This is a genomic window from Streptococcus bovimastitidis, from assembly GCF_001885095.1.
Classification (GTDB): Bacteria; Bacillota; Bacilli; order Lactobacillales; family Streptococcaceae; genus Streptococcus; species Streptococcus bovimastitidis.
The window spans coordinates 478,884-500,823 of sequence record NZ_LZDD01000001.1; the positions used below are offsets into that span (position 1 = coordinate 478,884).

General features: G+C 36.4%; 22 protein-coding genes. 21 read left to right on the plus strand and 1 reads right to left on the minus strand.

The window, feature by feature from the left end; translation table 11 throughout:
- Window positions 1–29 precede the first annotated feature (29 nt).
- Both A9Q68_RS02310 and tpx read left to right on the plus strand, forming a co-directional pair.
- On the plus strand, window positions 30–674 hold the full coding sequence (locus A9Q68_RS02310) for a TrkA C-terminal domain-containing protein (RefSeq protein ID WP_071793045.1): 645 nt from the start codon (window positions 30–32) through the stop codon (window positions 672–674).
- A 98-nt stretch (window positions 675–772) separates the two neighbouring features.
- Window positions 773–1,261, plus strand: coding sequence for a thiol peroxidase (gene tpx / locus A9Q68_RS02315; RefSeq protein WP_071793046.1), 489 nt, complete (start codon window positions 773–775; stop codon window positions 1,259–1,261).
- Window positions 1,262–1,306: 45 nt separating this feature from the next.
- Here the strand turns inward: tpx and A9Q68_RS02320 are convergent, their stop codons facing one another.
- Window positions 1,307–1,846, minus strand: coding sequence for a TetR/AcrR family transcriptional regulator (locus A9Q68_RS02320; protein ID WP_071793047.1), 540 nt, complete (start codon window positions 1,844–1,846; stop codon window positions 1,307–1,309).
- Between the two features lie 115 nt (window positions 1,847–1,961).
- On the opposite strand from A9Q68_RS02320, the gene A9Q68_RS02325 reads away from it, so the two are divergent.
- The 19 genes from A9Q68_RS02325 (at window position 1,962) to A9Q68_RS02415 (ending at window position 21,936) form a co-directional block, all read left to right on the plus strand.
- Entirely contained in the window at window positions 1,962–2,663 is a 702-nt protein-coding gene (locus A9Q68_RS02325; RefSeq protein ID WP_071793048.1) for an ABC transporter ATP-binding protein, read from the plus strand.
- Window positions 2,664–2,673: 10 nt separating this feature from the next.
- Complete coding sequence (locus A9Q68_RS02330; RefSeq protein WP_071793049.1) at window positions 2,674–5,310, plus strand: ABC transporter permease; 2,637 nt, start codon at window positions 2,674–2,676, stop codon at window positions 5,308–5,310.
- Between the two features lie 120 nt (window positions 5,311–5,430).
- The gene (locus A9Q68_RS02335) at window positions 5,431–6,030 is read left to right on the plus strand and encodes a restriction endonuclease subunit S domain-containing protein (RefSeq protein WP_071793050.1); all 600 of its coding nucleotides are present in this window, start codon (window positions 5,431–5,433) and stop codon (window positions 6,028–6,030) included.
- Between the two features lie 10 nt (window positions 6,031–6,040).
- Window positions 6,041–7,000, plus strand: a complete 960-nt coding sequence (locus tag A9Q68_RS02340) for an aromatic acid exporter family protein (protein WP_071793051.1) — start codon at window positions 6,041–6,043, stop codon at window positions 6,998–7,000.
- Window positions 7,001–7,078: 78 nt separating this feature from the next.
- Window positions 7,079–8,422, plus strand: a complete 1,344-nt coding sequence (locus A9Q68_RS02345; RefSeq protein ID WP_071793052.1) for a DUF2130 domain-containing protein — start codon at window positions 7,079–7,081, stop codon at window positions 8,420–8,422.
- 132 nt (window positions 8,423–8,554) lie between these two features.
- Entirely contained in the window at window positions 8,555–9,433 is an 879-nt protein-coding gene (truB, locus tag A9Q68_RS02350; RefSeq protein ID WP_071793053.1) for a tRNA pseudouridine(55) synthase TruB, read from the plus strand.
- Between the two features lie 19 nt (window positions 9,434–9,452).
- Window positions 9,453–10,367, plus strand: coding sequence for a bifunctional riboflavin kinase/FAD synthetase (locus A9Q68_RS02355; RefSeq protein ID WP_071793054.1), 915 nt, complete (start codon window positions 9,453–9,455; stop codon window positions 10,365–10,367).
- Between the two features lie 104 nt (window positions 10,368–10,471).
- A complete protein-coding gene (locus tag A9Q68_RS02360) occupies window positions 10,472–10,876 on the plus strand; it encodes a Spx/MgsR family RNA polymerase-binding regulatory protein (RefSeq protein ID WP_071793055.1) in 405 nt (134 codons plus the stop codon).
- A 1-nt stretch (window position 10,877) separates the two neighbouring features.
- The gene (locus A9Q68_RS02365) at window positions 10,878–11,156 is read left to right on the plus strand and encodes a UPF0223 family protein (protein ID WP_071793056.1); all 279 of its coding nucleotides are present in this window, start codon (window positions 10,878–10,880) and stop codon (window positions 11,154–11,156) included.
- A complete protein-coding gene (locus A9Q68_RS02370) occupies window positions 11,146–11,907 on the plus strand; it encodes an inositol monophosphatase family protein (protein WP_071793057.1) in 762 nt (253 codons plus the stop codon). Before A9Q68_RS02365 ends, A9Q68_RS02370 begins: the two co-directional genes overlap by 11 nt.
- 175 nt (window positions 11,908–12,082) lie before the next feature.
- Window positions 12,083–12,943 (plus strand): phosphate ABC transporter substrate-binding protein PstS family protein, encoded by an 861-nt coding sequence (locus A9Q68_RS02375; protein WP_071793058.1) that lies wholly within the window; start codon window positions 12,083–12,085, stop codon window positions 12,941–12,943.
- Window positions 12,944–12,953: 10 nt separating this feature from the next.
- The gene (gene pstC, locus A9Q68_RS02380) at window positions 12,954–13,889 is read left to right on the plus strand and encodes a phosphate ABC transporter permease subunit PstC (RefSeq protein WP_071793059.1); all 936 of its coding nucleotides are present in this window, start codon (window positions 12,954–12,956) and stop codon (window positions 13,887–13,889) included.
- Window positions 13,879–14,766 carry a phosphate ABC transporter permease PstA gene (gene pstA / locus A9Q68_RS02385; protein WP_071793060.1) on the plus strand — a complete coding sequence of 296 codons (888 nt, stop codon included), beginning with the start codon at window positions 13,879–13,881 and terminating at the stop codon, window positions 14,764–14,766. Before pstC ends, pstA begins: the two co-directional genes overlap by 11 nt.
- A 14-nt stretch (window positions 14,767–14,780) precedes the next feature.
- Window positions 14,781–15,584, plus strand: coding sequence for a phosphate ABC transporter ATP-binding protein PstB (gene pstB / locus A9Q68_RS02390; RefSeq protein ID WP_071793061.1), 804 nt, complete (start codon window positions 14,781–14,783; stop codon window positions 15,582–15,584).
- An 11-nt stretch (window positions 15,585–15,595) separates the two neighbouring features.
- Window positions 15,596–16,354 carry a phosphate ABC transporter ATP-binding protein PstB gene (gene pstB / locus A9Q68_RS02395; protein WP_071793062.1) on the plus strand — a complete coding sequence of 253 codons (759 nt, stop codon included), beginning with the start codon at window positions 15,596–15,598 and terminating at the stop codon, window positions 16,352–16,354.
- Between the two features lie 27 nt (window positions 16,355–16,381).
- The gene (gene phoU, locus A9Q68_RS02400) at window positions 16,382–17,035 is read left to right on the plus strand and encodes a phosphate signaling complex protein PhoU (RefSeq protein WP_071793063.1); all 654 of its coding nucleotides are present in this window, start codon (window positions 16,382–16,384) and stop codon (window positions 17,033–17,035) included.
- 75 nt (window positions 17,036–17,110) lie between these two features.
- A complete protein-coding gene (locus A9Q68_RS02405; protein WP_071793064.1) occupies window positions 17,111–19,654 on the plus strand; it encodes a M1 family metallopeptidase in 2,544 nt (847 codons plus the stop codon).
- Window positions 19,655–19,949: 295 nt separating this feature from the next.
- On the plus strand, window positions 19,950–20,624 hold the full coding sequence (locus tag A9Q68_RS02410; protein WP_071793065.1) for a response regulator transcription factor: 675 nt from the start codon (window positions 19,950–19,952) through the stop codon (window positions 20,622–20,624).
- Window positions 20,617–21,936, plus strand: coding sequence for a sensor histidine kinase (locus tag A9Q68_RS02415; RefSeq protein WP_071793066.1), 1,320 nt, complete (start codon window positions 20,617–20,619; stop codon window positions 21,934–21,936). Before A9Q68_RS02410 ends, A9Q68_RS02415 begins: the two co-directional genes overlap by 8 nt.
- Window positions 21,937–21,940 lie beyond the last annotated feature (4 nt).

Sequence of the window (21,940 nt, forward strand, 5' to 3'; positions counted from 1 at the left end):
GTTTGAGTTAGTCAGTAAAGGAGTATATGATGACTACAACTAGTAAAAATGAAATTACCACATCGAAGTATCAAAAAATAGCTATTTCTGTTGCTCAGAGAATCGCTAGTGGGGAGTATGAAGTCGGAGAAAAATTAAAATCTCGGACGACAATTGCTTCTACTTTTAATGTCTCACCTGAGACAGCGCGCAAAGGCTTAAATATTTTAGCTGATTTAAAGATATTAACCTTAAAGCATGGAAGTGGGGCTATTGTACTGTCAAAAGAAAAGGCCATCGAATTTATCAATCAATATGAATCGACGCATTCTATCGCGGTCATTAAAGAAAAAATTCGACAAAATATTCAAAAACAAAATGAAGAACTAAATGATTTATCACTGTTAGTCAACGATTTCTTAATGCAAAGTCAAAATATTAGTAAACAGTTCCCTTTGGCTCCATATGAAATCATTGTTAACAAAGATACAGATCATTTTGGTAAATCTATAGGTGTTTTAAATTTATGGCACCAAACTGGTGCTACTGTAGTTGCCATTGAACATGAAGGTAAATTTTTAATTTCTCCTGGGCCATATGCGGTTATTGAAAAAGGAGATCACATCTATTTTGTAGGTGATGAGTCTGTTTATTCAAGAATGAAAAATTACTTTAACCTCTCAATGGGTCTTTGATTTCTGAGAACAAAAAAATCGCTTTCTTGCTTCAAATTGGATACAATTAATTTGTAAACATTTATAAGATTGCTTTAAGTATTTAAGGAGAAAGACTTATGACAACATTTATTGGAAAACCCGTCACCTTAACAGGTCAACAGTTTCAAGTTGGACAAATTGCTGATGATTTTACTTTGTTAGGGACTGATCTTTCAAAAAAATCACTCTCTGACTTTAAAGGAAAAAAAGTGATCAGTGTTGTTCCATCAATTGATACTGGTATTTGTTCAACACAAACTCGCAAATTTAATCAAGAATTAGCAAATCTAGATGACACTTATGTGATAACTATTTCAGTAGACTTACCTTTTGCTCAAGCTAGATGGTGTGGTGCAGAAGGCTTAGATAAAGCCATTATGTTATCAGATTATTATGATCATTCCTTTGGTAAGGCCTATGGACTCTTGATGGAAGAGTGGCATTTATTGGCCAGAGCAGTCCTTGTTCTTGACCAAGATAATAAAGTTGTATATACGGAATATGTTGAAAATGTGAACACTGAACCAGATTATGATGCAGCAATCCAAGCCCTTAAATCAATTTAATAATATGCAAAAGAACAAGAGCAGAGGCTCTTGTTCTTTTTTGCATTAAAGACTGACCGTTTTCAGAATAATATCCGTCAGTTCTTCAGGCGATTGCTGACCATCATTAGCAATCCAATAGGAAATGATACTTTCAATACTTGCCAGATAGACTTCTAAGGCGTAACCAAAGGGAATGCCACCGTACTGATGGCTAACAATTACCTGATAGTCCTCAATCGTCAGCAGTACTTTGTAAATAAAATCCTTAAGGGTTTGTTTAAAATTTAAGGACTGAGATTTTGAAATGGCAGCAAAAAATGCAAAGTTGTCAGCTAAAAAGGTTAAGGTTTGAATCAGTAATTCTCTGGTATTAGTTGATATCTCGGGAGCGTCTAAAAGCTGAAAAAAGGTATCCATATGCTCATTTTTAAAGCTTTCAATCATGTCATATTTATCTTGAAAGTGTAAGTAAAAGGTCCCCCGATTTATTCCTGCTTTCTTAGTTAAATCAGAAACTGTAATGGCTTCAAAATCTTTTTCGGCTAATAAATTTATCAGTGCCTCTTTTAAATAGTTTAGGGTATCTGTTTGTCTTTTAACCATAAGATCTCCTTAAATCAACAGATTGTCTATTTTTGTTCTTGTTGCTTGAATAAGGACATTATATAATAGTCATATATTTAAATCAACAGATTGTTCATATAAAGGAGTGGCAGTAATGACCTATATCCAAATGATAAATTCTTCTAAAACCTATCAGATTGGAGAAAGTACCATAAAAGCTAATGACCAAGTTTCTTTTGACATCGAAAAAGGTGAATTAGTGATTATTTTAGGTGCCTCAGGCGCTGGTAAATCAACGGTGCTTAATATTTTAGGGGGAATGGATACCAATAGCTCTGGCCAAGTCATCATTGATGGAGAAGATATTTCTTCCTATTCCGCCAAGCAATTAACCAAATATCGACGTCATGATATTGGCTTTGTTTTTCAATTTTATAATCTGGTACCAAATTTAACAGCCAAGGAGAATGTTGAATTGGCGGCCGAAATCGTTGAAAATGCTCAAGACCCTATCCAAGTTCTCAAGGAAGTTGGCTTAGAAAAGCGCCTCGATCATTTTCCTAGTCAATTATCTGGTGGGGAGCAACAGAGGGTTTCAATTGCCAGAGCAATTGCCAAAAATCCGAAACTCATGCTTTGTGATGAGCCAACTGGAGCCTTAGACTATAAAACTGGTAAACAAATCTTAGCCTTACTCCAGGAAATGGCTCAGACCAAAGGGGCAACAGTTGTCATTGTTACCCACAATGCTGCATTGGCACCGATTGCTGATCGTGTTATTCATATGCATGATGCGCGTGTGGTAAAAACGCAAATAAATGAACATCCTCAGCCTATTGAAGCAGTTGAATATTAGGGGGTGCTCAATGACAAAATCATTTTGGAAAGACCTGAGGAGGTCTATCTGGGCGACCAAGTCCCGCTTTATTTCTCTTATTTTACTCATGGCCTTAGGTTCCTTTGCTTTAGTTGGGTTAAAAGTGACCAGTCCAGATATGGCCAGGTCTGCTAACACCTATATCAAGACCCATCAGATGATGGACCTAGCAGTTGTCACTTCTTATGGCTTTTCGGCAGATGATAAAGAAGAATTAAAGAAAGTTTCGCATGCTGAAATTGACTATGGTCATCTCTTAGATGCAGAAATCGGCAAGAATCAAGAATCAATCCGCTTATTCTCAAATCCCAAGGTGATTTCCAAAGTCACATTAACAAAAGGACGACTTCCAAAAAACAATCAAGAAATCGCACTAGCCAGTTGGCAAGACAAAAATTATAAAATTGGCCAAAGTATTACCTTATCAACACCAAAAGATAATCTATTGAAAGAAAAAAGATTAAAAATAGTTGGTTTTGTTTCTGCTTCGGATATTTGGTCTAAAGAAAACTTGGGTGCTTCTCAAACAGGTGATGGGAATTTGGCCTTATACGGCTTTCTAAGCCCGTCTAACTTCCAGATAGGGAATAACATTGCTAAGGTAACTTTTAAAGATTTGAAGACCTTAAATGCCTTCTCAGAAGACTATAAAATGGAAGTCCAGCTAATGCAAGAAAAAATTGAGGAATTATTAGCTGATAACGATGAAAAACGTCTTTCTGAACTCAAAAGTGATGCTCTAGAAAAATTTAAAGAACCTGAGGAAAAAATCAATAAGGCCTTAGGTGAATTAAAGACACAAGAGCAATCACTAAAAGGGTTGCCCTCCCTACCTCAAGTCATAGAATCACGTAAACAGCTAGAAGAAGCTAAGGCTAAACTTCAAACAGAAAGTAGAAAACTGCAAGTAAATAAGGCTGAAGTCAATAAGCTAACGAAACCAACTTATCAAGTTTATAATCGATCTACTTTTCCAGGTGGCCAAGGCTATCAGATATATGATACCTCTATGGGCTCTATTTCACAGGTTGGCAATATCTTTCCAGTTGTTCTCTATTTGGTTGCTGCCTTAGTTGCTTTTACAACCATGACTAGATTTGTCGATGAGGAGAGAATAAATTCTGGCCTCTATTTGGCCTTAGGTTTTGGACCTAAAGATATTCTCAAAAAATTTTTAATCTATGGTTTTTTGGCTAGCTTTATCGGATCGACAATCGGAATCATTGGCGGAACCTACTTTCTATCCGACATGATTGCTAAAATTATTACCCAGCCTCTGGTAATTGGTAAAACCAACTTGGATTTCTATTGGTCTTATGCAGGCATAGCCTATTTCTTAGCGTCTTTATCAGCTTTACTACCTGTCTACATCATTGTTCGCCGGGAACTTTTTCAAGTGCCTGCTCAGCTATTGTTACCTAAACCACCAAGCAAAGGCTCTAAAATCCTTTTAGAAAAAATACCATTTATTTGGAAACAATTGTCATTTACCCAAAAAGTGACGGCTCGTAATATTTTCCGCTATAAGCAACGGATGTTAATGACCATTTTTGGTGTTGCTGGTTCGGTGGCCTTATTGTTTTCAGGTTTAGGGATTCAATCTTCGTTATCAAAAGTAGTGGAACACCAATTTCAGCACTTGACTCCTTTTCATGTTATGGTGGTTGGTAAAGATAAGGATGAGGAAGCGACTCGGAAGCTTGAAAAAGCTTTAGCAAGTGATATAGCCATTAAAAAACAAGAAAAAATCAGCTTTTCAACTTTGCATTTAGCTATTAAAGGGCAAAATAGTAAAATTACTACCAGTGTCATTGCAAGTCCCAAAGAGAGTTTGTCTCCATTGATCAATCTCAAAGATGTCAGTGGTGAGAAGTCTCTATCCATTCCTGCTCAGGGAGTTGTGATCAGTCAAAAACTAGCTCATTTTTATCAGGTTAAAACTGGTCAAGAGTTAACTTTGAAGAATGAAAAAAATCAGGAATTCAATGTCGAAGTAGTCGCCATCTCAGATATGAATGTTGGGCATTATCTCTTTATGTCAGAATCTTATGCTCAGACTAAGTTTGGGCAATTGACCTTTAGTCCAGCTTACTTACTTGCTTTAAAAAATGGATCTTTGAACCATGTTAAATCTTTTGCTAAGAAGATGCTAAATAAAGAAGGAGTTGAAGCTGTTTCTCAGAATACTGTGATTATTGAAATGGTTACTTCAATCGTTAGTTCCCTTAAACAAATTATGACTTTGTTAGTAGTCCTCTCATTACTCTTAGCTTTAGTCATCCTCTATAATTTGACTGCTATAAACATTGCTGAAAGGCTGCGAGAGTTATCAACCATTAAAGTACTGGGATTCTTTGATAAGGAAGTGACATTATATATTTATCGTGAAACTATTTTACTGAGTTTGATTGGTATTGTTATTGGCTTTATTGGAGGAAAATACCTTCATCAATTATTAATGTCCTTAATGGGTTCTTCGGATATGAATTTTGGTTATCAAGTGGATACCTATGTATACGTCATCCCCGTAATAGCTATTAGCTTCATTGTTAGTTTCTTAGCCATTTTGGTTCATCGTCAACTCAAGCATCTGGACATGTTGGAAGCTTTAAAATCTGTTGACTAAAATGGTCATCTTCTAGTTATCCTTAAAAGTCGGTCTCTTGACCGTCTTTTTTAGCTTGCAAATCTTTCGTAATAGTGATAGTATTTAAATACTATAAAATAATAGAAAGATACTAATATTATGGATGAGCTTTTAGGGACCTATCTTAATAACAAGCAAGAGAAAGTAATTTTAGGAGAGGTAGTGGAGTGCTTTAAAGGTAAAGCTGTCAGTAGTAAAGTTGAAGCTGGGGACTTCGCTTTAATTAATTTATCAGATATGACACCAACTGGCATTGCATATGATCAATTACGTACTTTTTACTTAGAACGTCGACAACTCTTACGTTATTTACTCGAGGATGGTGATGTTCTGATTGCTTCAAAAGGAACGGTCAAAAAAATCTGTGTCTTTCACAAACAGGATCGAGATGTTGTTGCTTCGTCAAATATAACTGTTATTAGACCTTTGTCTAAACTGCGAGGTTATTACATAAAATTCTTTTTAGATTCGGCCATCGGCCAAAGGCTTCTTGACCAAGCAGATCATGGTAAAGATGTCATTAATTTATCGACCAAAGAATTATTAGAGATCCCTCTACCTCTTATTCCTCTTGTCAAACAAGATTACATGATTAACCACTATTTGCGGGGACTTAGTGAATATCAACGTAAATTGCAAAGGGCTGAGCAAGAGTGGAAGAATTTACAAAAGGAAATTGAAAAAACTTTACAAGGATAAAGGATGAGAAATGCCCATATTTGAACGAACTATAAAAATGGTCTTAACGACCTTATTGGCTATTATTTTAGCTGAACAATTACACCTGTCGTTCGGTATATCAGCTGGGATTATTGCTTTATTAAGTCTCCAAGATACGCGAAAATCAAGTCTAGCCATTGCCAAAAGTCGTCTTTTAGCTTTCTTTTTAGCATTTGCAATTGCTTATTTAGGCTTTTACCTACTTGGTTTTAATCTATGGGCTTTGTTTGTCTATTTACTTCTTAGTGTTCCCTTATTATATTACTGGCATTTGGAGGCTGGGCTTGTCCCAATTACAGTCTTGGTTTCCCATCTCTTATTACTGAAAAGTTTAAGCATTCCAGTCTTATTAAATGAGTTATGGCTTTTCCTAATCGGGACAGGAATTGCTTTGCTTGGAAATACCTATATGGGAAAACAGACAGAGACCATCAAAAACTTGCAATTGCAAGTGGAAACTGAACTCAAGGAGCTTCTCTTTGCCATTGAAGAATCCCTTTTAGATCAGTTCAATCATAGCTTGTGGGAGAAAAGGGATACTTTAGAAAAAAATCTAGAATATGCTCTTAAGTTAGTCTATCGCGATAGTCATAATCAACTCTTTAGTCAAACCAATTATCAGGTACACTATTTTGAAATGAGACAGCGTCAAATTCGAATTTTGAAAGATATCTTGAAGTCTTGTCAAAAGTTAAGAGGTGAAACGCGACAAAGTATTTTGTTGGCTCACTTGATCCATGAGACAGGGCAACAATTGAGTGAGAAAAATTCTGCCTTAACACTTTTGGAAGATATTGCCTTACTGCTTGAAACCTACCGGCAAGGTGAATTGCCACAAAGCAGACAAGAATTTGAAAATCGAGCACAACTCTTTTTGCTCTTGCAAGATTTAGAACGTTTTATTTCTGAAAAAACGCAATTTTATAAGGAGTACAAAGAGGAGTATTAGGATTAGAGAAAGATTTTGGCAACTGGTCAAAGTCTTTTTTTGCTATAATAGCAGTAACTCTATATAAGGAAGTCTATTATGAAAGAAATAAAGTGCCCACATTGTCAAACAGTTTTTACCATTGACGAGTCCGAATATAGCCATCTACTAGCACAAGTCAGAGGTGAAGAATTTGAAAAAGAAATCAGCGACCGGTTACGTAATGAGCTTGCCCTGCACGATGAAAAAGCAAAAAATAGTTTACAGGAAGCTCTCAGTCAAAAGGACTCTGCCATAAACCACTTGCAAAATAAATTAGAGCAAAGTCTAAAAGATGCCCAATTTAATCAAGAAAAGGAATTGGCTAAAAAGAATGAACAGATTCTGTCACTAGAAGCCAAGTTGGAAAAGATAGCATCACAAAATGCTTTGGAACTAGCCAATAGTCTTTCTGATAAAGATAAGGAATTAGTAGCTTTAAAAAATCAATTGGAGAAACTGGAATTAGAAAATCAAGCCAAGATGCAGTCAGCCTTAATTGATGTGGAGAAGGAGCGTGATTCCCTTAAAAATGAATTATTACTGCAGGAAAAAGAAGCAGCCCTCTCCTTGTCATCTTTAAAGAATGATTTCCAATCGCAATTAAAGGCAGCTAATGAGCAAGTCGAGTTCTACAAGAACTTTAAAGCACAGCAATCAACCAAAGCCATAGGAGAAAGTTTAGAACTCTACGCAGAAACAGAATTTAATAAGGTTCGTAGTTACGCTTTCCCTAATGCTCAGTTTGCTAAAGATAATGCCCTATCCAGTCGTGGCTCTAAAGGGGATTATATTTACAGAGAGACCGACGAGAACGGTGTGGAAATTTTGTCCATCATGTTTGAGATGAAAAATGAGGCTGATACTACTAAGACTAAGCATAAGAATAGTGATTTCTTCAAGGAGTTAGATCGTGACCGGCGTGAGAAGAACTGTGAATATGCGGTTTTGGTGACCATGTTGGAAGCTGATAATGACTATTACAATACGGGTATTGTCGATGTCAGTCATGAGTACGAGAAGATGTACGTGGTTCGTCCGCAACTCTTTATTCAATTAATTGGTCTTTTGCGAAATGCTTCGCTTAATAGTTTGAAGTACAAGCAAGAGCTGGCCTTGGTTAAGGAACAGAATATTGATATTACTCACTTTGAAGAAGATTTAGATCATTTTAAAACTGCTTTTGCTAAGAACTATAATTCGGCCAGCAGTAACTTCAAAAAAGCCATCGATGAAATAGACAAGTCGATCAAACGGATGGAAGAAGTGAAACGCTTTTTAACAACCAGTGAGAATCAACTGCGTTTAGCAAACAATAAACTGGATGACGTCTCTGTCAAAAAATTGACCCGTCAAAATCCGACTATGGCCGCAAAGTTTAAAGAACTTGACAGTAGCGATTAAGCCTAATGGTTAACAGTATTAATGCTAAGCTTTGTAAAACTCCATTTTGGAGTTTTTTCTCTTGTCAATTAAGTTTTAAAACAGTTATAATGATGAGAGTATATGTCAAAGAAATGAAAGATAACGAGAAGTATGAACGGAATAATTAATATAAAAAAAGAAGCTGGCATGACCTCTCATGATGTGGTTTTCAAACTGCGCCGTATTTTATGGGAAAAGAAAATTGGTCATGGTGGGACTTTAGATCCAGATGTTGTTGGAGTTTTGCCAATTGCAGTTGGTAAAGCAACTCGGGTTATTGAATACATGACAGAAGCTGGTAAGGTTTATGAGGGACAAGTGACTATAGGTTACTCGACCGATACAGAAGATGCTTCAGGTCAAGTGGTTGAAGAAACTCCGGTTAAGGGAGTTATCTCAGAGGATGAGATTGATTTAGCCATGTCAAAATTTGTGGGTCAAATTACTCAAGTTCCGCCAATGTATTCAGCGGTCAAAGTGAATGGGCGCAAATTGTATGAGTATGCGCGTGCAGGGCAGGAAGTTGAACGTCCTCAGAGACAGGTTACTATTTCGGAATTTGTGAGAACCAGTCCTCTTGAGATTTCTGATGGTTTGTGTCGGTTCAACTTCCGTGTAGCTTGTAGTAAGGGGACTTATGTTCGAACATTGGCAGTTGATTTAGGGAAGGCCCTTGGATATGCTAGCCATATGTCCTTGCTTGAACGGACGGCAGCGGCTGGGATGGTCCTAGCTGATTCTTATAGCTTAGCCGATATCGAGAAAATGGTTGCTGATAATGACTATTCTTTCCTTTTACCGATTGAGTATGGCGTATCTGATTTACCAAAATTAATGATAAACGATTGGGAAAAAGCTGAGCTTTCTTTTGGTCGTCGGATAAGTCTGCCAAGTTCAGAGGAGCTGTTAGCAGTCTTTCATCAGGATGAATTGGTGGCTGTTTTGGAAAAAGCGGATGAGGTTTATAAACCTAAAAAGGTTTTCTTATAAGGAAAGTAAAAGTGGAAAAATGAAAATTAAACAGATTACATCGGCGATTGATATTGATCAAGCTGAGGATACGGTACTGGTTCTAGGCTATTTTGATGGTCTTCATCGAGGACATAAAGCGCTTTTTGATAAAGCTCGAGAGATTGCAGAAGAGGAGTCCTTAAAAATTGTGACCTTAACATTTAACGAGACGCCTAAATTAGCTTTTGCACGCTTTAATCCTGAATTACTGCTTCATATCGCTTATCCAGAGAAACGCTATGCCAAATTTGCTGAATATGGTGTTGATAGCCTTTACCTGATTGATTTCACGACAGCCTTTTCTAGGGTTTCTTCTGATGACTTTATTAAGGATTTTATTGGTAAACTTAAAGCGAAACATATTGTTGTCGGTTTTGATTATAAATTTGGTCATAATCGGACAAATTCAGATTATTTGCAACGTAATTTTGAGGGAATTGTCCATACGATTGAACAAGTTTCAGATGAAGGACGCAAAATTTCTTCAACTTGGATTAGAGAATTGATCAAAGAAGGCGACGTAGCTAAGGTTAATCAATTACTAGGCTATGAGTTATCGACTCGTGGCATGGTAGTGCACGGGGATGCGCGTGGTCGGACATTGGGTTTTCCAACTGCTAACTTAGCTCCTATTGACCGGACTTATTTACCAGCTGATGGTGTTTATGTTTCAGATGTACTGGTAGTGGGCAAGTGTTATCGTGCTATGACCAGTATCGGTAAGAATATTACTTTTGGTGGCACAGAATTGCGATTAGAAGCAAACATTTTCGATTTTGACCAAGAAATTTATGGGGAATCCATAGAAATAATCTGGTTGGAAAAAATACGTGAAATGACTAAATTTGAAGGGATTGAAGATTTAGTTGTTCAATTAAATGCTGATAAAGAGATAGCTTTGAATTGGGAATAGCCCATTTTTCAAAGTTAAATGTTGCCAAATCTTATTCTAAAAAGGGATAGCCAATTTTATTAAATTTTTGTATAATAAGGTTAGTATATTGATAGAGGAAAAATATGGTCACCTTATTTTTATCACCTAGCTGTACTTCTTGCCGTAAGGCAAGGGCATGGCTTTTAAAACATGAAGTTAATTTTCAAGAACATAACATAATTACTAGTCCACTAAGTCGTGATGAGTTGATGGCTATTTTAGCTTTCACTGAAAATGGCACTGAGGATATTATTTCAACACGATCAAAAGTTTTCCAAAAACTTAATATTGATGTTGATGAATTATCAATTTCTGATTTGATTACGCTAATTGCTGAAAATCCAAGTCTTTTACGTCGCCCAATTATCATGGATTCTAAACGCATGCAAATTGGATTCAACGAAGACGAGATTAGAGCATTTTTACCGAGAGATTACCGTAAACAAGAGTTGCGTCAAGCAACCATAAAAGCTGAAATTGAGGGCTAGTATGTCAGATAATTACACTTATCCACTTGACATGAATTGGAGCACTGACGACATTACATCAGTGCTTTCTTTTTTAAATCAGGTAGAAAAAGCTTATGAATCAAAGGTTGAGGCTAGTCAGCTTTTACAGACTTATAAGTCATTTAAAGAAATAGTTCCTAGTAAGTCTCAAGAAAAGCAAATTGATAAAGCCTTTCAAAAAGCCAGTGGTTATTCAAGCTATCAAGTTGTCAAAAAGGCAAAAGAAATTGAGAAAGGATTTTTTTCAATTGGAAGATAAGTTTTTATTTGCCCAGCAATTGATAAGAGAAGCAGGGCAATTTATCAAGGAAAAAATGACTGAACAGGTGGCGGTCACTATAAAAAGTCAAAATGATGATTTAGTCACAAACGTTGATCAGGAAACACAAGAGTTTATGATCGCAAAAATTCTGCACCATTATCCAGAGGATCATATCCTAGCAGAGGAAGATGGCGTTAGGCATCCGATTAAAGATGGTAATGTCTGGGTTATAGATCCAATCGACGGGACTGTCAATTTTGTCGTTCAAAAAAATCAATTTGCCGTTATGGTAGCCTACTTTGAAGACGGAGTTGGCCAATTTGGTTGTATTTATGACGTGATGAACGATCTCTTACTTAGCGGTGGGGTTAATCAGAAGGTTACCTTGAATCAGCAAGAAGTTGCGCCTTACCAATCTAAACCACTGGATCGTGCATTAATAGGCTGTAACTCAGGCCTCTTTCTTACAAATGAATTTGGTGTTACTCATTTGATTAGTCATACTCTAGGGGTTCGGGTATATGGCGGAGCAGGGATTTCAATGCTCAAGGTCATGACGCAAGAATTAATGGCATACTTTTCACATATCCAACCCTGGGATTACGCGGCTGCCATGATAATTGGTAAGCAATTGGGATATTTGGTTAGGACGTTTGATGGGCAAGAGCCAGATTTCAAAACCCGCCAAAAGGTCATGTTTTTACCGGAATGTGAATTAAAGCATTTTGAAAATTATTTATCTGAGTAGTTTTCATCGCTTTTTTTTCTCTTAAATTTTTTGTAAAGAATAGGTAAGGAATCTGTAAAAAAATTGCTTGTTTGGAAGCCAAAGCCCTTTAAATAGGGCAACAGATATGTTACTATTATGATTGAGTTTGTTTACAAAACTCCCTAACTTTTTAATGAATAGGAAATAATGAATTATGAAGAAGAAGTTCTTTTATCTTGGTATATTAGCACTGTCTACAGTGTTTTTAACAGCTTGTTCAAGTTGGATACAAAAAGGGGAATCTATTACAGCTGTTGGATCAACTGCTTTACAACCTCTTGTTGAAGCAACAGCGGATGAATTTGGGAAACATCATCTCGGCAAAACTATTAATGTCCAAGGTGGTGGGTCAGGTACCGGTTTGTCACAGGTGCAATCACAGTCCGTTCAAATCGGTAATAGTGATTTGTTTGCTGAAGAAAAAGATGGTATTGATGCCTCAAAATTGGTTGACCATCAAGTAGCAGTAGCTGGTTTAGCTGTTATTGTTAACCCAAAGACTAAAGTTAAAAATTTAACAACTGACCAATTACGCCGCATTTTCTCTGGAGAATATACAAATTGGAAGCAGGTTGGGGGACAAGACCTAAAAATTTCAGTTATTAACCGGGCAGCAAGTTCTGGTTCTCGTGCGACCTTTGATAATGTTATTATGAAAGGTGTTAATGCTAAACAGAGCCAAGAACAAGATTCAAATGGTATGGTTAAATCCATTGTTTCTCAAACTCCAGGAGCTATTTCATACCTAGCTTTCTCATATGTCGATAAATCAGTAAAAGCCATTAATTTAAATGGTTTCTCACCAACAGCAGAACATGTCAAAACCAATGACTGGCCAATTTGGTCTTATGAACATATGTATACATATGGTAAACCTGATGGTCTAACGCAAGAGTTTTTGGATTACATGGTTTCTGAAAAAGTACAGAAGAAAATTGTAACGCATATGGGTTACATTCCAATGACTGATATGAAAGTTATCAAGTCACATGATGGTAAAGTAACTAAAAAGTAACGAGGGAATTATGAATAATCAGGATTTAGCTAAAAACTTAGTCTCACCTTCTAAAAATTCACGTTTGGAGAAATTTGGTAAAACACTTACCTTCTTGTGTTTGGGACTAATTGTATTTATTGTTGCAATGATTCTTATTTTTGTTGCACAAAAAGGTCTATCAACTTTCTTTGTTGATAAGGTCAATATTTTCGACTTTCTATTTGGACGCAAATGGGAACCAAGTATTAAGGATAAAAATGGTATTCCGATTCTAGGTGCCTTACCGATGATTAGTGGTTCATTTATGGTTACCATTTTATCAGCCTTAGTAGCGACTCCTTTTGCCATTGGAGCAGCTGTCTTTATGACAGAAATTTCACCAAAATATGGTGCAAAATTATTGCAGCCAGCTGTCGAATTGCTTGTCGGTATTCCATCAGTAGTTTATGGATTTATCGGTCTTCAAATTATCGTACCTTTCATGCGTAGCATTTTTGGTGGAACTGGGTTTGGTATATTGTCAGGGGTTTGTGTGCTCTTTGTTATGATTTTGCCTACTGTAACCTTTATGACTGTTGATAGTCTTAAAGCTGTTCCAAGACATTATCGTGAAGCAAGCATGGCCATGGGAGCTACAAGATGGCAAACCATTTGGCGTGTTGTCTTGAATGCAGCTCGTCCAGGAATTTTTACAGCCATTATCTTTGGTATGGCTAGAGCCTTCGGAGAAGCCCTTGCTATTCAAATGGTCGTTGGTAATTCCGCTGTTATGCCAACTTCATTAACAACACCAGCAGCAACTTTAACATCAGTTTTAACAATGGGGATTGGTAATACCGTTATGGGAACTGTTCAAAATAACGTTCTTTGGTCATTAGCCCTAGTATTATTATTAATGAGTTTAGCCTTTAACTCATTGGTTAAATTAATTACGAAAGAGAGAAAGAGAAACTATGAACGCTAAGAAAGTCGATAAATTAGCAACTGGTATTCTGTATACCATTGCTGGAATCATTGTAGCTATCCTAGCTTCATTAATTCTTTTCATTCTTTTACGTGGACTCCCACATATTAGTTGGCACTTCCTTACTGGTAATTCATCTTCTTATGAAGCTGGAGGTGGTATTGGAATCCAACTTTACAATTCCTTTTTCCTATTAGTGGTAACATTAATCATCTCAATTCCACTTTCAACAGGAGCTGGTATTTATTTAGCAGAATATGCTAAAAAAGGACCACTTACTAACTTCATCCGTACTTGTATTGAGATTCTATCTTCTTTACCATCCGTGGTTGTTGGTTTATTCGGTTATTTAATTTTCGTTGTTCAATTTCAATATGGCTTTTCAATCATCTCCGGAGCTTTAGCCTTAACGGTATTTAATCTCCCACAGATGACTCGTAATGTTGAAGACAGTCTCTTGCATGTTCACCATACCCAAAGAGAAGCAGGACTAGCACTTGGACTTTCAAGATGGGAAACTGTTTTCCATGTTGTCATTCCAGAAGCTCTACCAAGTATTGTTACAGGTATTGTCTTAGCTTCGGGTCGTATTTTTGGTGAGGCAGCAGCATTAATTTATACTGCTGGTCAATCAGCGCCTGCTCTTGACTGGGGCAACTGGAACCCTCTAAGTGTAACTAGTCCAATCTCTATTTTCCGTCAATCTGAGACCTTAGCGGTTCATATTTGGAAAGTTAATAGTGAGGGAACAATTCCAGATGGTACTCTAGTATCTGCAGGAAGTGCAGCCGTATTATTAATCTTTATTCTAATTTTCAACTTATCAGCTCGTTTTATTGGTAAGAAATTACATTCACGATTGACAGCTGCTAAATAAGTATAGGAGAACATATGACAGAATATAATTGGGATGAACGTCATATCATGACTTTCCCTGAAGATAACTTAGCTTTATCAACCAAGGACTTACATGTATACTATGGTGGTAACGAAGCTATCAAAGGGATTGATATGCAGTTCGAAAAAAATAAAATTACGGCCTTAATCGGCCCTTCTGGTTGTGGGAAATCAACTTATTTAAGAAGTTTAAACCGTATGAATGATACTATTGACGTGGCTAAAGTAACTGGTCAAATTATGTATCATGGTATCGATATTAATCGCCCAGAAATGAATGTTTTTGAAGTTAGAAAACATATCGGAATGGTTTTCCAAAGACCCAATCCATTTGCAAAATCAATTTATCGTAATATCACTTTTGCCCATGAACGCGCAGGAGTTAAAGATAAAAATGTGCTAGATGAAATCGTTGAGACTTCACTAAAACAAGCAGCACTTTGGGATCAAGTAAAAGATGATCTTCATAAATCAGCCTTTACTCTTTCTGGAGGTCAACAACAACGCTTGTGTATTGCTCGTGCCATCTCTGTTAAACCAGACATCTTATTAATGGACGAACCTGCATCAGCTTTGGATCCAATTGCAACTATGCAATTAGAAGAAACCATGTTTGAACTTAAGAAAAACTATACAATCATCATTGTTACCCATAATATGCAACAAGCAGCACGTGCAAGTGATTATACCGCTTTCTTCTACTTAGGCGATTTAATCGAGTACGATAAAACAAGAAATATTTTCCAAAATGCACAATGTAAATCAACTAATGATTACGTTTCAGGTCATTTTGGATAGAAGGGAATATCATGTCAGAACCTATATTACAAGTTAATGATCTTTCTGTTTATTACAATAAAAAGAAGACTTTGAAAAATGTGTCACTTGATATTTACCCAAAAGAGATTACTTCTTTCATCGGTCCTTCAGGATCAGGTAAATCAACTTTATTAAGAGCAATTAACCGTATGAGTGATTTAAACCCAGAAGTAACTGTCACGGGGTCAATTACTTATAATGGTCATAATATTTATAGCCCAAGAACGGATACTGTTGATCTTCGTAAAGAGATCGGAATGGTTTTCCAACAACCAAATCCATTTCCGATGTCTATTTATGAGAATGTTGTGTTTGGTTTAAGAATCAAGGGGATTAAGGATAAACAAATTTTGGATCAAGCTGTTGAATCATCTCTAAAAGGTGCTTCAATATGGGACGAGGTTAAGGATCGTCTTCATGATTCTGCCCTTGGTCTATCGGGTGGACAACAGCAACGTGTCTGTGTTGCCAGAGTACTAGCGACAAGTCCAAAAATTATTTTATTAGATGAGCCAACGTCAGCTTTGGATCCTATTTCTGCAGGAAAAATCGAGGAAACTTTATTTGCATTGAAAAAAGACTACACATTGGTAGTTGTTACACGGTCAATGCAACAAGCTTCTCGTCTATCAGATCGTACGGGCTTCTTCTTAGCAGGTGATTTATTAGAATTTGGTAATACTAAGAAAATGTTTATGAATCCTGAACGTAAGGAAACTGAAGATTATATTTCTGGTAAATTTGGTTAATATAATCATTAATTATAAGGAGAAACTATGTTAAGAACAAAGTTTGAAGAAGAATTAGATAAATTACATAACCAATTCTATTCAATGGGGACAGAAGTATTAGCTCAATTGAATAAATCGGTTAGAGCCTTTGTTAGCCATGATCGTGATTTGGCTAAAGAAGTTATTGAAGAAGATGTTGTTATCAACGAATTTGAAACAAAATTAGAGAAAAAATCATTAGAAATCATTGCTTTGCAACAACCGGTATCAAACGACTTAAGAACTGTTATTACAGTTTTGAAAGCTTCAAGTGATATCGAACGTATCGGTGACCATGCCTCATCAATTTCAAAAGCAACCATCCGTATGAAAGGTGAAGAACGCATCCCTGTTGTTGAAGAGCAAATCAACTTAATGGGTAAAGCTGTAAAACATATGGTCGAAGATGCTTTGAATGCTTATATCAATAACGATGAAGCTAAGGCCTATGAAATTGCTGCTCACGATGAAGTGATTGATAATTTCTACCGCGAAATTCAAGCATTAGCCGTTGAAGAAATTAAGAAAACTCCAGATGCAGCCTTTGCTGGTAAAGAGTACTTCCAAGTTTTAATGTACTTAGAACGTATCGGTGATTATGCACGGAATCTTTGCGAATGGATTGTATATCTTAAGACAGGAAAGATTATTGAATTATAATCAAATATGATATAATAGTGGTTAGAAAGTTTTTTTTCTAATCACTATTTTTTTTGAATTTAACAAAGGAGATTTATGAAGACAGTAGAACATCTGGTTGAGAAATTTGTTCCGGAAAATTACAATATCTTTTTAGATATTAACCGTCAAAACAAGACTTTTTCAGGTAACGTTGCTATTAATGGTGAGGCTTTGGACCATCACGTCGCTTTCCATCAAAAAGACCTAGAAATCCATTCAGTATTATTAGACAACGAGGCGATCTCATTCCAAACTAAACATGATAATGAGACTGTAGAAGTTGACTTACCAGTAACTGGACTTATGACTTTAGTCATTGAATTCTCAGGTAAAATCACAGATAACATGACTGGAATTTACCCATCATATTACACCATTGACGGCCAACAAAAAGAGGTCATTTCGACTCAATTTGAAAGTCACTTTGCTCGCGAAGCCTTTCCGTGTATTGACGAACCACAAGCTAAAGCAACTTTTGATTTAAGCATTAAGTTCGATCAAGAAGAAGGCGAAATTGTCCTTTCTAATATGCCAGAAATCAATGTTGAACTCCGTAAGGAAACAGGACTTTGGATTTTTGACACAACTCCGAAAATGTCTTCATATCTTCTTGCTTTTGGCTTAGGGGAATTGCAGGGCTTAACAGCAAAATCAAAAAATGGTACTGAGGTTGGTATTTTTGCCACACTTGCTCATCCGAGTAGCTCTCTAGAATTTGCCTTGGATATCGCAGTCCGTGTCATTGATTTCTATGAAGATTACTTTGGTGTTAAATACCCGATTCCACAATCTTATAACCTTGCCTTACCAGACTTTTCAGCTGGAGCAATGGAAAACTGGGGCTTAATCACTTACCGTGAAATTTACCTTTTAGTTGATAAAAACTCTACCGCATCCAGCCGTCAACAAGTTGCACTAGTAGTAGCCCATGAGTTAGCTCACCAATGGTTTGGTAACTTAGTAACCATGAAATGGTGGGATGACTTATGGTTGAATGAAAGTTTTGCCAATATGATGGAATATGTATCTGTTGATGCCGTTGAACCATCTTGGAAAATCTTTGAAGATTTCCAAACAACTGGTGTGCCTTTGGCTTTAAAACGGGATGCTACTGATGGTGTTCAATCGGTTCACGTGGAAGTTAACCACCCTGACGAAATTAATACCTTATTTGATCCAGCAATCGTTTATGCTAAAGGTAGTCGTCTTATGCACATGTTAAGACGGTGGATTGGTGATGCTGATTTTGCTAAAGGTTTAGGACTTTACTTTGAAAAACACCAATATGGTAACACAATTGGGCGCGATTTATGGGATGCTCTTGGTCACGCTTCTGGCAAAGATGTTGCAGCCTTTATGGATGCTTGGTTAGAGCAACCTGGCTATCCTGTTGTGACGCTTTCTGTTGAGGGTGATAACTTGCGCATCAGCCAAGATCAATTCTTCATCGGTGAACATGAAGAAAGTGACCGCATTTGGCCAATTCCTTTAAATGCTAGCTGGACTGGTTTACCAGAAACACTCGCAGAAAAAGAAATTGTCATTCCAAATTTCAGTCAACTTGCTCAAGCAAATCAAGGACCTTTACGTCTTAATACAGAGAATACAGCTCATTATATCTCTAATTATAAGGGGCAATTATTCCAAGATATTCAGGAGCAATTAAACCTCCTTGATCAAACAAGTTTACTTCAAATTATTCAAGAACGTCGCCTATTAGCAGAGAGCCAATTGATTTCATATTCTGAACTTGTACCATTAATTGCCTCACTTAAAGATGCTAAATCCTTTATGGTTGCCTCAGCTATCAATCAGGTTCTTGTTGGACTCAACCGTTTTGTTGATGAAGATACTGCAGAGGAAGCTGCCTATAATCAATTAGTAAAAGAGATTTTCCAAGCAGATTATGAATTACATGGTTTTGATAAAAAAGCTGATGAATCAGATGAAGCTGAAATGGTACGTCAAATTGCTTTAGGTAATTTAGTTACAACTGGCTACCAACCAGTTATCGATAAAGCTCATGACGTTTTTGGTAAATACGCAGATGATATCAGCAAATTACCAGCAGCAACACGTCGTTTTGTCCTCGTTAACGAAATGAAACATTTTGAATCAGAAGACTTGCTTGATCAATACTTTGACACCTACATTGCTACTAACGATAATAATATTCGTGTTGACCTTGCTTTAGCAATGGCTAGAACTCATAGTCAAAAAGCTTTAGGAAGAATTCTTGTTAGTCTTAAAGATAAAGCAATTGTCAAACCACAAGATTTATCCATGTGGTATAATTTCCTTCTCTCTCAAGACTTTAGTCAAGAGAAAGTTTGGGAGTGGGGTCGTAGCGATTGGGAATGGATAAAAGCTGCCTTAGGTGGTGATATGAGCTTTGATAAGTTTGTTATCTACCCTGCAAATATCTTCAAAACCCAAATTCGTTTAGATGAATATAAATCTTTCTTTAAACCTAAATTAGATGATATGGCTATTAGCCGTAACATTAAAATGGGTATCAATGAAATTGCTGCTCGTGTGACCTTAATGGCTAATCAAAAAGAAGCCGTATCAAATGCTTTGAATGATATGACCATTTAAAATATTGATTTAAAAAGATGAAGATATAAGAGGTTGATCACCAAAAGGGACAACCTCTTTTTTGTTTGCGAAACTCGTATTGATTCAAATCTAATTCTAGCTGCTAAGCAATTGTAAGCTTTCAAATGAATGCTCTTTAGCAGAGCTAAATGCTATCCAAACTATTGGGTGGGGGATCAATTTTTTCTCATATTCTAGCTTTTACGGCCTATTTTTAGAAAAAGTTAAGGCAATTGTGGTATGATTTATAGTAATAATAATGCTTTGCAAGACTTGTAAAGTAATAGGAGTAACGATGATAAAAATATTACTTGTAGAAGATGATCTTAGTTTATCAAATTCCATTTTTGATTTTTTAGATGATTTTGCAGATGTGGTCCAGGTTTTTGATGGGGATGAAGGGTTATTTGAAGCTGAGAGTGGCGTCTATGATTTGATTTTATTAGATTTGATGCTTCCTGAAAAAAATGGTTTCCAAGTACTCAAAGAATTGCGGGAAAAAGATATCAAAACGCCTGTCCTTATTATGACTGCCAAAGAAGGCTTAGATGACAAGGGACATGGTTTTGAACTTGGAGCTGATGATTATTTGACTAAACCTTTTTACTTGGAAGAATTAAAAATGCGCATCCAAGCCCTATTGAAGCGAACTGGCAAGTTCAATCAACATCTTATCACTTACGGTGATTTAACGGTTGATTTAGACCGTAATGCCGTTATGGTAAACGATAAGAGTGTCGAATTACTGGGAAAAGAGTATGATTTGCTGATTTATTTATTGCAAAATCAGAATGTTATTCTTCCCAAATCACAAATCTTTGATCGCATCTGGGGTTTTGATAGTGATACTACAATTTCTGTCGTCGAGGTTTATGTTTCTAAAATCCGCAAAAAATTAAAAAAAACAGATTTTGCTGCTCATTTACAAACACTTAGAAGTGTTGGCTATATTCTAAAGACAAATGACTAAATATAAAGCAATTCTTAAATCTGATAACTTTGACCGTTTTTTCCATTTTTTTGCTGTTTTTACTGGAATTTTCGTGGTCATGACGATTATCATTTTACAAATTATGAAAGTCGGGGTCTATTCTTCAGTCGATTCTAGCTTAACAGCGGTAGCTAACAATGCAACTACTTACGCAGATCGAACGATGGAACGGATTTCTTCCTTTTATTTCTACAGTCAAGACCTCAATATCAAAACCAATTTTGATGATATTAAAGGAAAAGGCGGGGATCAACCAGTTGCTAATACTGATATTATTTTGTTCAGTTCAAATGGAACAGTCATTAATACTTTTGATGCTCTCTCAAACTTTCACAATTTCTCCTTTAAGCGTAGTGATTTGAATGAGATAAAGACCCGTCGCTTAGTCAATTACTATGGTCATGAAGAAAAATTTCATACCATTACGGTTAGGGTTAATTCGAACAACTATCCTTCGGTTGCTTATTTAATGGCTGTTGTTAACGTGGAACAGTCTGAAAAAACGAGTGAGCGTTATGAAACTATTATTATTGTGGTTATGGCCATTTTCTGGCTGATTTCGATTTTAGCAAGTATCTATTTGGCTAATTGGAGTAGTAAACCCATTCTTGAAAGTTATGAAAAGCAGAAGATGTTTGTTGAGAACGCCAGTCATGAATTAAGGACGCCTTTGGCCGTGCTTCAAAATCGCTTAGAATCTCTTTTCCGTAAGCCCAATGAAAGTATTCTTGATAATAGCGAAGCTATTGCGTCTAGCTTAGATGAAGTTCGAAATATGAGACTTCTGACGACGAATTTGCTTAATTTAGCCCGTCGGGATGATGGCATTAAACCAGAATTGGAACTAGTAGGACGCCCCTTTTTCGACGCTATTTTTGAGAATTACCAGTTAATCGCCGAAGAATATGGTAAGAGTTTTGAAGCAAGTAACACTATTACAAAGACATTCAAAATGGACAAGTCTTTGATGAAGCAGGTTATGACTATTCTTTTTGATAATGCTATTAAATATACGGATGATGACGGCCAGATTAAAATGTCGATTACTAGCAAGGATCGTTACCTTACACTAAGAGTTGAGGACAATGGTCCCGGTATTAAAGATTCTGATAAAAAGAAAATTTTCGACCGTTTTTACAGGGTTGATAAGGCTAGAACACGAAGTCGCGGGGGATTTGGTCTTGGGCTTGCTTTAGCCCAGCAAATCGTTAATGCTTTAAAAGGGAGTATTCAAGTTAAGGACAATCACCCTAAAGGAACACTATTTGAAGTTAAATTACCAATAAACTAAAAAA

Excerpts from the sequence above, each read along its gene's own strand:
- A9Q68_RS02310 (WP_071793045.1), top strand. The coding sequence starts at position 30 with ATGACTACAACTAGTAAAAATGAAATTACCACATCGAAGTATCAAAAA.
- tpx (WP_071793046.1), top strand. The coding sequence starts at position 773 with ATGACAACATTTATTGGAAAACCCGTCACCTTAACAGGTCAACAGTTT.
- A9Q68_RS02320 (WP_071793047.1), bottom strand. The coding sequence starts at position 1,846 with ATGGTTAAAAGACAAACAGATACCCTAAACTATTTAAAAGAGGCACTG.
- A9Q68_RS02325 (WP_071793048.1), top strand. The coding sequence starts at position 1,962 with ATGACCTATATCCAAATGATAAATTCTTCTAAAACCTATCAGATTGGA.
- A9Q68_RS02330 (WP_071793049.1), top strand. The coding sequence starts at position 2,674 with ATGACAAAATCATTTTGGAAAGACCTGAGGAGGTCTATCTGGGCGACC.
- A9Q68_RS02335 (WP_071793050.1), top strand. The coding sequence starts at position 5,431 with ATGGATGAGCTTTTAGGGACCTATCTTAATAACAAGCAAGAGAAAGTA.
- A9Q68_RS02340 (WP_071793051.1), top strand. The coding sequence starts at position 6,041 with ATGCCCATATTTGAACGAACTATAAAAATGGTCTTAACGACCTTATTG.
- A9Q68_RS02345 (WP_071793052.1), top strand. The coding sequence starts at position 7,079 with ATGAAAGAAATAAAGTGCCCACATTGTCAAACAGTTTTTACCATTGAC.
- truB (WP_071793053.1), top strand. The coding sequence starts at position 8,555 with ATGAACGGAATAATTAATATAAAAAAAGAAGCTGGCATGACCTCTCAT.
- A9Q68_RS02355 (WP_071793054.1), top strand. The coding sequence starts at position 9,453 with ATGAAAATTAAACAGATTACATCGGCGATTGATATTGATCAAGCTGAG.
- A9Q68_RS02360 (WP_071793055.1), top strand. The coding sequence starts at position 10,472 with ATGGTCACCTTATTTTTATCACCTAGCTGTACTTCTTGCCGTAAGGCA.
- A9Q68_RS02365 (WP_071793056.1), top strand. The coding sequence starts at position 10,878 with ATGTCAGATAATTACACTTATCCACTTGACATGAATTGGAGCACTGAC.
- A9Q68_RS02375 (WP_071793058.1), top strand. The coding sequence starts at position 12,083 with ATGAAGAAGAAGTTCTTTTATCTTGGTATATTAGCACTGTCTACAGTG.
- pstC (WP_071793059.1), top strand. The coding sequence starts at position 12,954 with ATGAATAATCAGGATTTAGCTAAAAACTTAGTCTCACCTTCTAAAAAT.
- pstA (WP_071793060.1), top strand. The coding sequence starts at position 13,879 with ATGAACGCTAAGAAAGTCGATAAATTAGCAACTGGTATTCTGTATACC.
- pstB (WP_071793061.1), top strand. The coding sequence starts at position 14,781 with ATGACAGAATATAATTGGGATGAACGTCATATCATGACTTTCCCTGAA.
- pstB (WP_071793062.1), top strand. The coding sequence starts at position 15,596 with ATGTCAGAACCTATATTACAAGTTAATGATCTTTCTGTTTATTACAAT.
- phoU (WP_071793063.1), top strand. The coding sequence starts at position 16,382 with ATGTTAAGAACAAAGTTTGAAGAAGAATTAGATAAATTACATAACCAA.
- A9Q68_RS02405 (WP_071793064.1), top strand. The coding sequence starts at position 17,111 with ATGAAGACAGTAGAACATCTGGTTGAGAAATTTGTTCCGGAAAATTAC.
- A9Q68_RS02410 (WP_071793065.1), top strand. The coding sequence starts at position 19,950 with ATGATAAAAATATTACTTGTAGAAGATGATCTTAGTTTATCAAATTCC.
- A9Q68_RS02415 (WP_071793066.1), top strand. The coding sequence starts at position 20,617 with ATGACTAAATATAAAGCAATTCTTAAATCTGATAACTTTGACCGTTTT.